The organism is Caballeronia sp. GAWG1-1, assembly GCF_023631465.1.
Taxonomy (GTDB): domain Bacteria; phylum Pseudomonadota; class Gammaproteobacteria; order Burkholderiales; family Burkholderiaceae; genus Caballeronia.
In genome coordinates, this window is sequence record NZ_JALQDB010000057.1 from 1 (window position 1) to 10,793 (window position 10,793).

The 10,793-nt window shown below is 62.9% G+C and carries 2 protein-coding genes; both read left to right on the forward strand.

All coding sequences use genetic code 11. The annotated features are described in order from the left end of the window. The coding region (locus NCT03_RS32025; RefSeq protein WP_250495343.1) for a non-ribosomal peptide synthetase at positions 1-3,407 on the forward strand (3,407 nt) is incomplete at its 5' end. Then, positions 3,400-10,793: non-ribosomal peptide synthetase (locus tag NCT03_RS32030; protein ID WP_250495344.1), on the forward strand; the 7,394-nt coding region annotated here is incomplete at its 3' end. The genes NCT03_RS32025 and NCT03_RS32030, both read left to right, overlap by 8 nt.

Genomic DNA, 10,793 nt, shown 5'->3' on the forward strand with positions numbered 1-10,793 from the left:
AATACGCGTATTGGCAAGCCACCCTCGGCGACGACCATCCGGTGCTTGAACTGCCCGTCGATCGTGTGCGGCGTGGCGCAGCCGACAGCACAGGCGCATGGATTCATCGCGCGATCGACGCAACGCTTGCGGGCAGGCTCGAATCGCTCTCGCACGCCCACAGCGCTACGCGCTTCATGACGATGCTCGCAGCGTTCGGCGCCGTCTTGCAAGGCTACAGTGGCCAGCGCGATGTGCGCATCGGCGTGCCGGTCGCCGGACGCGATCGTCTGGAAACGCAAGCGTTGATCGGTTTCTTCGTCAACACCGTGGTCATTCGCGTCGATACCGCACCAGGCACTGCGTTCGATGCGCGTCTCGCGCAGGTCCGTGAACGCGTGCTCGGCGCGCACGATCACGCGACCTTGCCGTTCGCCAGGCTCGTCGAGCGCCTGCAACCGCAACGCAGCATGAGTCACACGCCGCTGTTTCAGGTGATGTTCGACTACAGCGAGGCCGGCACCACGCTGTCCATGCCGGGCATCGAAGCTCAGGCGCTGGAAGGCGGAACCGGCACCGCGCAATTCGATTTGTCGATGCAGATCTCCGCCGATGCACAGGGCGCAAACCTTCACATCGGCCTCAATTACGCGACCGATATCTTCGACGAAGCCGCCATCGATCGCATCATCGACAGCTATGTCGCCGTGCTCGAACAGATTGCCGAACAACCTTCACGCCGCAGTTTCGATCTGCTCGATGCGACCCAGCGCGCCACGCTCGCGAATTGGACCCAGGGCGCACTACTGGCGCCCGAAACTGGCTTCGTACACCGACGTTTTGAAGCGCACGCTGCCGCGCGCCCGAACGACATCGCGCTCATGCTCGACGAGCAGACGCTCAGTTACGGCGAACTCGACGCACGCGCGAACGGCGTGGCGCATTGGCTGATCGCGCAAGGCGTGAAGCCCGACGACAGAATCGGCGTCGCGGTCGAGCGTTCCATCGGCATGATCGTGGCGCTGCTGGGCGTGCTGAAGGCAGGCGCGGCCTACGTGCCGCTGGACCCCGCCTATCCGGCCGACCGTCTTGTCTACATGATCGAAGACAGCAGCATCGCGATGCTGCTTACGCAAAGCGTATTGCGCTCGCGTCTACCTTTACCCGCTTTGCTGAAAACGGCGACGCTCGAAGCGATCGAGGCATCGGCCTCGCGTCACGACGACACGCTCATCGTCCCGCATGCACAGCATCTTGCCTATGTGATCTACACGTCGGGCTCGACCGGCAAGCCGAAGGGTGTCGGCATCGCGCATGGTGCTTTCGCGCAGCACGTCGATGTGTCGATCGACTTCTTCAGTTTGACGAACGCAGACCGCGTGCTGCAGTTCGCGACCTTCAACTTCGATGGCTTCGTCGAACAACTGTTTCCGGCGCTGTGCGTCGGTGCATCGGTGGTATTGCGTGGGCCGCAACTCTGGGACAGCGAGACCTTCATTCGACACGTGCTGCACGACCGCATCACCGTGGCCGATCTGACGACCGCCTACTGGCAGTTGCTCACGCAGGACCTCCAGACGCGCGGCGTGAACGACCTCGGCGCATTGCGTCGCGTCCATGCGGGCGGCGAGGCCATGTCGCTGGCCGCGCTCAGGCAATGGCGTAACACGCCTGCACTGGCGAACGTGAAGCTGCTCAACACCTATGGTCCGACGGAGGCGGCCGTCACCGCATCCACCTTCAATTGCAGCGCGGCGCAGGACATCGACGCCTTGCCCGCGCAGGTGCCGATCGGCACACCGCTCGCCGGCCGCGCGATGCATGTACTGACGCCCGAACTGACGCTCGCGCCCATCGGTGTGATTGGCGAAGTCGCGATAGGCGGCGCGATGCTGGCGCGCGGTTATCTGAACCGGCCGTCACTGACCGCCGACCGCTTCATCCCCGATCCGTTCGATGCCGACGGTCGCGGCGCGCGCCTGTATCTCACCGGCGATCTCGCGCGCCGCAATGCCAGGGGCGAACTCGAATACGTGGGTCGTATCGATCATCAGGTGAAGATTCGCGGCTTTCGTATCGAGCTGGGCGAGATCGAATCCGCGCTGCGCGCACAGGCGCTCGTGCGCGATTGTGCTGCGGCAGTGAGAGAGGTCGGCGGCGAGCCCATGCTGATCGGTTACATCGTGCCGGTGAACGCCGACGAGCGCATCGACACGCGCATGGTTCGCACGACGCTTGCGGCGAAGCTCCCGATCTACATGGTGCCGCAATGGATCGTCGTGCTCGACGCCTTGCCGAATTCACCGAACGGCAAGCTCGATCTGAAGGCCTTGCCGTTGCCCTCATCCGATCGCGACGCGGCATCGGATATCGAGCCAGGCACGGCCACCGAACTCGCGCTCGCGACGATCTGGCAGAAGGTGCTCGGCATCGCGCAAGTATCGGCCGATGACGATTTCTTTGCGCTCGGCGGTGACTCGCTGCGCACGCTGCAAGTCGCTCGTCTCGCACGCGAAGCCGGATTGCCGCCGCTCGGCATCGACACGCTGTTCGCCCGGCCGCGTCTTGCGGATCTCGCCGCGCATCTCGACGCACAGGGCGATGCGGTATCCGCGAGCGTCGTGCCGATGAACACCGCAGGCGCACCCGTCACCGCGTTCGCGATTCATCCGGCCTACGGACTAGTGGCCGAATACCGCACGCTGGCGCGCAGTCTCGACGGCATCGCGAGTATTCACGGACTGCAATCGCCGCTCTACGACGACGCGCACTGGTGGGCCGGCGATCTCGATGCGCTCGCACGCGACTATGCCGCACGCGTGCGAAGCGTGCAGCCGCATGGTTCCTATCGTTTCATCGGCTGGTCGCTGGGCGGTCTGCTGGCGGTCGAAATCGCCGCGCAACTGGAAGCGGCGGGTGAAACAGTGGACTTCGTTGCCCTGATCGATGCGGGCATGCAGAGCGAGATCGCGCTCGATGCGCAGCGCGCGCGCGAGGTGTTGGCGCGTCGGCGAACCGCATCGGCGGAAGAGGTCGCGCGCTTCTGGGATGAAGCGAGCGACGCGCACAAGCAATGGCAAGCCGAACTTGGCGAGGGCGCAAACGACGCCGATGTGATCGGTCATGCGCTCATCGCCATCGAGCAACTGCAGGCCTTGACGCAGGGCTGGCGGACGCGCTCGCTCCACGCGCCGCTGACCGTCTGGTGGTCCGAACGCGAACTCGACGGCACGCGGATCGACGACGCGACACTTGATCGAAAGACGGCGCTCTGGCGCGCTTGCAGCACGAACGAAACCACGCATGCCGGCACGATCGACACGGATCACGTCGGGATCGTGCGTCACGAAGCACTGTTGCGCGATCTCGCGGCACGACTCAAAGCATTGAGCGGTAAGGATGGGGATAAAGGACAGGCACATGGCTGACAACATGATCGGGCGCTTGCGCGAACTGGTGAACACGCGCGCTGACGATACCGCGCTGATCGTCGTCGATGCGAACGGCGACACACCGCTGACCTACGCACAACTCGGCGCTTACATCATGCGTATTGCGGCGTTTTTGCGTGACCATGAGGCGCAAAGCGAACGTGCGCTGCTTCTCATGGACAGCGGCGCGGACTATGTTGCGGCATTCTTCGCGTGTCTGCATGCGCACACCGTCGCGGTTCCCGCTTACCCGCCCGAGACCTTGCGCGCGCAGCATCTCGCCCGTCTTCAGGCCATCGCTGCCGATGCCGATGCGCGTTTCATCCTGACCACGCGCGCGCTGGCGCAACGATACGGCGATGCGTTCGCATCGATTGCGCCGCATGCGAAGCTGATCGAAGTGGATACGCTCGCAGCACATGAATCCGATGACGACTTCACCGCGTCGCACGTGGAAGCATCAGACCTCGCGTTTCTCCAATACACCTCGGGTTCGACCTCCACGCCGAAGGGGGTCATGGTCACGCACGGTGCGTACTGGGCCAACGAAATCGCGATACAGGAACGTCTTGGCGTGAGCGCCGACGATGTATTCGTGAGCTGGTTGCCGCTCTATCACGACATGGGCCTGATCGGCTCAATGTCTCAGCCGGTCTTCAGTGGCATCCCGCTGGTGCTGATGTCGCCGCAATTCTTCCTCGAACGGCCGGTGCGCTGGCTCGATGCGATTGCGCGTCATCGAGGCACCATCTCGGGTGGCCCGGATTTTTCGTACCGTCTGTGTGCGGACAGAGTCAGCGACGAGCAGATGGCATCGCTCGATCTCTCGACGTGGCGCGTCGCATTCTCGGGATCGGAACCCGTGCGACATGCCACGCTCGACGCCTTCGTCGAACGCTTCACGTCGTGCGGGTTCGACGCAAATGCGCTGTTTCCCTGTTACGGACTGGCGGAAGCGACGCTGCTGGTGACGGGCGTGCGGCGCGGCGCGGGTGTCACGCGTGCCTTGCTCGATGCAAACGCCCTTGAAAAAGGACTCACGCAAGCGACGCAGGACGAAGGCGTTACGCTCGTCTCGTGCGGCATCGTGCCGGCGGGTCATACGATCATGATCGTCGATCGGGCGAGTGGCGCACGTGTAACCGATGGCGTGGTCGGAGAGATTCTGGTGTGTGGGCCGAGCGTGACCGCCGGTTACTGGCGACGCGCGGAGGCGAGCGCGGAGACCTTCGTCGAGCGTGATGGTGAACGATGGCTGCGAACCGGCGATTTGGGTTTCCTTCACGACGGTGGCCTGTATGTGGCCGGACGCGTGAAAGATCTGCTGATCGTGCGCGGACGCAATCTCTATCCGCAGGACCTGGAACTCGTCATCGAGCGAGAGGTTGATCTGGTGCGACGCGGTCGCGTGGCCGCGTTCGCGGTGCAGATCGATGGCGCGGAATGCATCGGCGTGGCCGCTGAAATTTCGCGCGGCGTGCGCAAGCTCGTGCCTGCCGAGGCGCTTGCCGCAAGTATCAGCGAGGCCGTTGCCTTGACGGTTGGCGAGCCTGCTGCGGCGGTCGTGCTGCTTGAGCCGGGTGCGTTGCCGAAAACGTCGAGCGGGAAGGTGCAGCGCGCCGCGTGCGCGCGACGCTGGGCGGATCGCTCGCTGGAAGCCTATGCGTGGTTTTCGAACGGCGCGCGTATCGATCAGGATGCGGTGGCAGCGGTGCCGGATGCGCTGACGGATATTGAAGCGGAACTCGCGCGTATCTGGAATCAGGCGTTGGAATCGATGCCCGCTCGCCGCGATGACAGCTTCTTTCGCCTGGGCGGAAACTCGCTGGGGGCGGTGCGGGTAGCGTCCGCCGTCGGTACGCGTTGGTCCATCAAATACGATGCGCGCGATGTGTTCGAAGCGCCGTCGCTGGGTGCGGCTGCCGCGCTCATCGGAAAGCGTCTTACACAAGGAAGTGCGCTGCGACGCACACCGCTCGTAGCGCTTTCGCCGGAAGCGCGGCGCATGACGCGTGCATCGCATGCTCAACGTGCGCTGTGGATGACCTGGGCGCACGATCCGCAGAGCAGCGCGTACAACATGAGCGGCATTCTGTCGATCGATGGTCCCTTGCAGATCGACGCATTGCAGCGCGCCTTCGCGACGCTCGTTGCACAACACGATATTCTGCGCGCCCGCTTCGAACTGGACGATGAAGGTGAACTCGTGCAGATCGTCGACGACGGCTCGACGATCCCGCTCGAATGCTCGGAGGGATCGACGGATATCGAGTCGCGTATCGCCCATGCGCCATTCGATCTGGAGCATGGCCCCCTGCTGCGCGGTCATTTGATTCGCGCTAGTGAGAACGCGCATCGACTCGTACTGGCGGTGCATCACATCATCGCAGATGGATGGTCGGTGAACGTGCTGCTCGAATCGCTTGCACGGGCGTATCGTGCGGAAATGGAAGCTACACCGCTCACGGATGCACCGTCGTTTCAGTTCGCGGATTTTGCCGCGTGGGAACACAGCTCGGTCGATGAAGTAGCAATCGAGCGCGACATCGACTACTGGCGCAACCGGCTTTGCGCGGATGGCGATGCATCGCGCGTGGCTCGTCTGTTCGAGCGACGTGAGGCTTCGGCAACGGCACGCAATGGCGTTCAGCGCACGCGTGTCTTCAGTTTGAACGCTAAGCTTTCGTCGCAACTCCGCGCCTTCGGTGACACGCAAAACGCATCACTCTTCATGACGATGCTCGCCCCATTCGGCGCGACCTTGCAGGCCATCAGCGGCAAGCGGGATATCCGTATCGGTGCGCCCATGTCGACGCGTTGGCATGAAGAAGCGCACGCGGTCATCGGCTATTTCATCGGCATGCAGGTATTGCGACTCGAGATCGCGGAAGAGAGCACGCCACGCGCGCTCGTCGCGGCAGCGAAGGATGCGGTGCTGTCGGCGCAGGAACATCGCAACGTGCCCTATGACAGGCTCGTCGCTGCGCTGCTACCGAACCGTGTACGCGCCGACGATGCGTTGTTTCAGGTCAAACTCACCGAACAACGTCCCTTCGCGCTGGATGCGTTCGCGCCGCTCGCAACACGCTTCGATGTCGTGCATGGCGAAGTCGCACATTTCGATCTTGCGCTCGATTTCGTCGATCGTCCGACCGGTATCGAATGCATGCTGGCTTACGACGATGCGGTGTGCGATAACGCTTTGGCACGCAGAATCGAAGCGCTCTTGCCGCGCATGGTCGAAGCGCTGGTTTGCGCACCGGATAGCGCGATGCCGGTCAGCGAATCGGCCGCCGAGCCGGATGTGTTGACGCTGTGGAAGCGCAGTGTGATGCAGAATCCGCAGCGCGTATCGGTTCAGGATGTGAACCGCACGCTGAGCTATGCGGAACTCGACGCGGCATCGGATGCAATGGCGTCGCGCCTTCGCGATCTGGGATGCGCGCCTGAAGCGCGCGTGGCCGTGCTCGCGCCGCGCAGCGTGGAAATGGTGCTCGGCATGCTGGCCTGCTTCAAGGCCGGCGCAACGTGGGTGCCGCTCGATCCGCAGTTGCCGGTTGCACGTAACGCAGCGCAAATAGCGGATTGCGGCGCGGATATCGTGCTGTACGCAGCCGTTTGTCCTGACGAGATTGCCGCGCGTGCAAAGACCGTGCTTCCATTGGCATTCGATAACGAGGCCACGAGCTTTGCGCTACCGGGCATCGTCCACGCCGATCAGGCCGCCTACCTCATCTACACCTCCGGTTCGACGGGTAAGCCCAAGGGCGTGACCGTCACGCATGCGTCGCTTGGAAACTACGTGCGGAGCATGCTTCAAACCATCGACGTGGGCGACGGTGCAGCCTTCGCAATGGTCTCCACGCCCGCAGCCGATCTCGGGCATACCGCGCTTTTCGGTGCGCTGTGTTCAGCGGGCACGCTTCATCTGGTATCACCGGAAGACGCCTTCAATCCGGATTCCTTCGCGCATTACATGTCACGGCATCGCGTCGATGTATTGAAGATCGTGCCGAGTCATCTGGCGGCGCTGCTTTCGGCAAGCGATGCGCGCAAGGTGTTGCCGGCGCGTGCGTTGATTGTCGGCGGCGAAGCCACATCAGCGGCTTTGCTCGGGCAGATTGCAGCACTCGCACCCTCGTGTCGCATCTTCAATCACTATGGGCCGACGGAAACCACGGTCGGTATCGCCATGCATGCGATGTCGGGCGATCACGATATGACACGTGCGTTGCCGTTGGGGCATGCGCTTTCGCATGCACGCCTTTATGTGCTCGACGAGCGGATGGAGCCCGTGCAGCGCGGGGCAACGGGTGAACTGTATCTGGGCGGTGCGGGCGTTGCGCGCGGCTATCATGCGCAACCCGGACGCAGCGCCGAGCGCTTCGTGCCCAATCCGTTCGTGCCGGGTGCGCGCGTGTATCGGTCGGGCGACCGTGTGCGCGTCGGTCACGATGGCACGCTCGACTATCTCGGACGCGCCGACGATCAGGTCAAGATTCGCGGCTACCGCGTCGAACCGGGCGAGGTCGAACGCGTGCTGCGTGATGTACCGGGGGTTCGTTCAGCGGTCGTGTTGGCTTACGAGACGGACGGCATTGCACGGCTTGGCGCATGCGTGGCCGGGGCCGTGTCGGTAGAGGTCTTGACTGCGCACGCGTTGGCGGCATTGCCCGAGTACATGGCGCCTTCGGAGATGGTCGTCGTCGAACACTTGCCGCTCAATGCGAACGGAAAGATCGATCGAGGGGCTATCCTCGCGCGCTTCGCTGAAATCAAGCAGGCGCCCTCGCTAGAGGCAGATTCGGGACATACGCCGCGTGGCGAGACCGAACGAAAGCTCGCTGAGATCTGGGCCGAGGTGCTGCTTGTCGATTCGTCCACGATGCGACGTGACCGGCACTTCTTCGAAGCCGGTGGCGATTCGATTCTCGGACTCAAGGTCGTCGCGAAGGCGCGGAAGGCCGGGTTGAAGATCGCGCCGAAACAACTGTTCGGGCGGCATACGCTTGCGGAACTGGCGGCGGTTGCGCCCGTGAAGACAAGCGATGAGGCCATGCGTCGTTTGCCGGACGATGTTCGGGCGCGGACCGAGGCATCGTATGCGCAGCAGCGTCTGTGGTTCCTGTGGCAGTTGTCGCCGGAGAGCAGCGCGTATCACGTCTCGGGCGGCCTGCGTTTGCGTGGCGCGGTGAATCACGCAGCGCTGCGTGCGAGTTTCGAAGCAATCGTGGTGCGACATGAGAGCCTGCGCACGCGTTTCGTGGCCGATGTGAACGGTCGCGTCGAGCAAATCATCGATGCACAGGTCGCGCTGGACTGGCGCGCGGCATCGCTCGATGCGAGTGAATTCGATGCCACCGCGCGTGCTTTAGCTGCAGAGCCGTTCGATCTGCAACACGGCCCGTTGCTGCGTGTGGCCTTGTTCAGCGCGAGTGCGGAAGAACATTTGCTGGTGCCGTCGATGCATCACATCGTGTCCGACGGCTGGTCCGTGCAGGTGTTGCTCGATGAACTGGTGGCGCACTATCGCGCAGGCGTTTCAGGAACCGCAGTTGAGCGTGCCGCATTGCCCGTCCAGTACGCGGACTACGCCGCATGGCAACGCGACTGGCTCTACGCAGGCGAACGCGAACGTCAACTGGCCTACTGGAAAGCGACACTGGGCGATGAACATCCCGTGCTGGCCTTGCCCACCGATGCCCCACGTCCCGCACACGCGAGCTATCACGCAGGGCGTCATCGCGTGAGCCTGCCGCCGGCACTGGCCGATGCGGTGCGAGATCGTGCCCGCCAAAGCGGCGCCACGCCGTTCATGGTGATGCTGGCGGCGTTCCACGCGCTGCTGTATCGCTATACGGGCCAGCAGACGGTACGCACGGGCGTTCCGGTGGCGAACCGTCATCGGGTGGAAGTTGAAGGACTGATCGGCTTCTTTGTGAACACACAGGTAATGCAAAGCCGTGTCGACGCCTCGACGGACACGACGACATTGCTCGCACAGGTACGGGAAGCGACGCTCGGTGCGCAAGCGCATCAGGATTTGCCCTTCGATGTACTGATCGACGCACTGCGCCCGGAGCGCAGCCTGAGCCACACGCCACTGTTCCAGGTGATGTTCAATCATCAACGCCGTGACTGGCGGGTGCTGAAGGATTTGCCGTCACTGGAAATCGAGCCGTATGCGTTACCCGCCGAGATGGCGCAGTTCGAACTGCTGCTCGACACGCGTGAGGAAAGCGATGGGACGATATCGCTGGAATTGAGCTATGCACGCGAGTTGTTTGAGGCAGGAACGATTGCGCGCATGGCGCAGCATTACGAGGCGATGCTCAAGGCGCTTGTCGAAGGCACGGCGTTGATTATCGAAGTGCCGCTATTGAGCGCAGAAGAACGCGCAGAGATCGAAGGCTGGAGCCGCAACGACACGCGTTTCGAGCGTCACGAACCGGTGATCCATGGGTTCGAGCGCCACGCACAGCTGACACCGGACGACATTGCGCTGACCTTCGGCGATATCCGTCTGAGCTATGCCGAACTCAATGCGAAAGCGAATGGTCTGGCATATGAACTGATCGAACGCGGCGTGGGGCTGGAGTCGAAAGTAGGCGTAGCCGCAGAGCGTTCGGTGGAACTGGTCGTGGCGCTGCTGGCGATCATGAAGGCGGGCGGGGCATATGTGCCGCTGGACCCGACATTGCCAAACGAGCGGCTTGCAGAAATGCAGACCGATAGCGGCATGACGCTGGTGCTACGGGATATTGATGTATCAGGCGAAGATGCACGCAATCCTGACGTAGCCATCCAAGGGAACAATCTAGCCTACGTCATCTTCACATCAGGCTCGACGGGCCGTCCGAAAGGCGTCGGCAACACGCACGCTGCGCTATCGAATCGACTGCAATGGATGCAGCAGGCCTATCCGCTCGAACGCGGCGAAACGGTACTGCAAAAGACGCCGTTCAGCTTCGACGTATCGGTATGGGAATTCTTCTGGCCATTGATGGTCGGAGCACGTCTGGCGGTCGCCGCACCCGGTGCGCATCGCGATCCACTGCAACTGGCCCAGACCATCGTGCAACACGAGGTGAGCACGATTCACTTCGTCCCGTCGATGTTGCAGGCGTTCATCGAAAGTGAACACGCGCTGTCTTGCGCGGGCACATTGCGCCGAAGCATCTGTAGCGGTGAAGCGCTGCCAGAAGAGTTGCAACGCAAGGTCTTCGCGCGTCTGCCGAATGTGGAACTGCACAACCTGTACGGCCCGACCGAAGCGGCGATCGACGTCACCGCGTGGCATTGCCGCGAAGAGCACCGGCCGGTGCCGATCGGCGCGCCGATTGCAGCGACACAGACGTGGGTACTCGATGAGCGTATGCAACC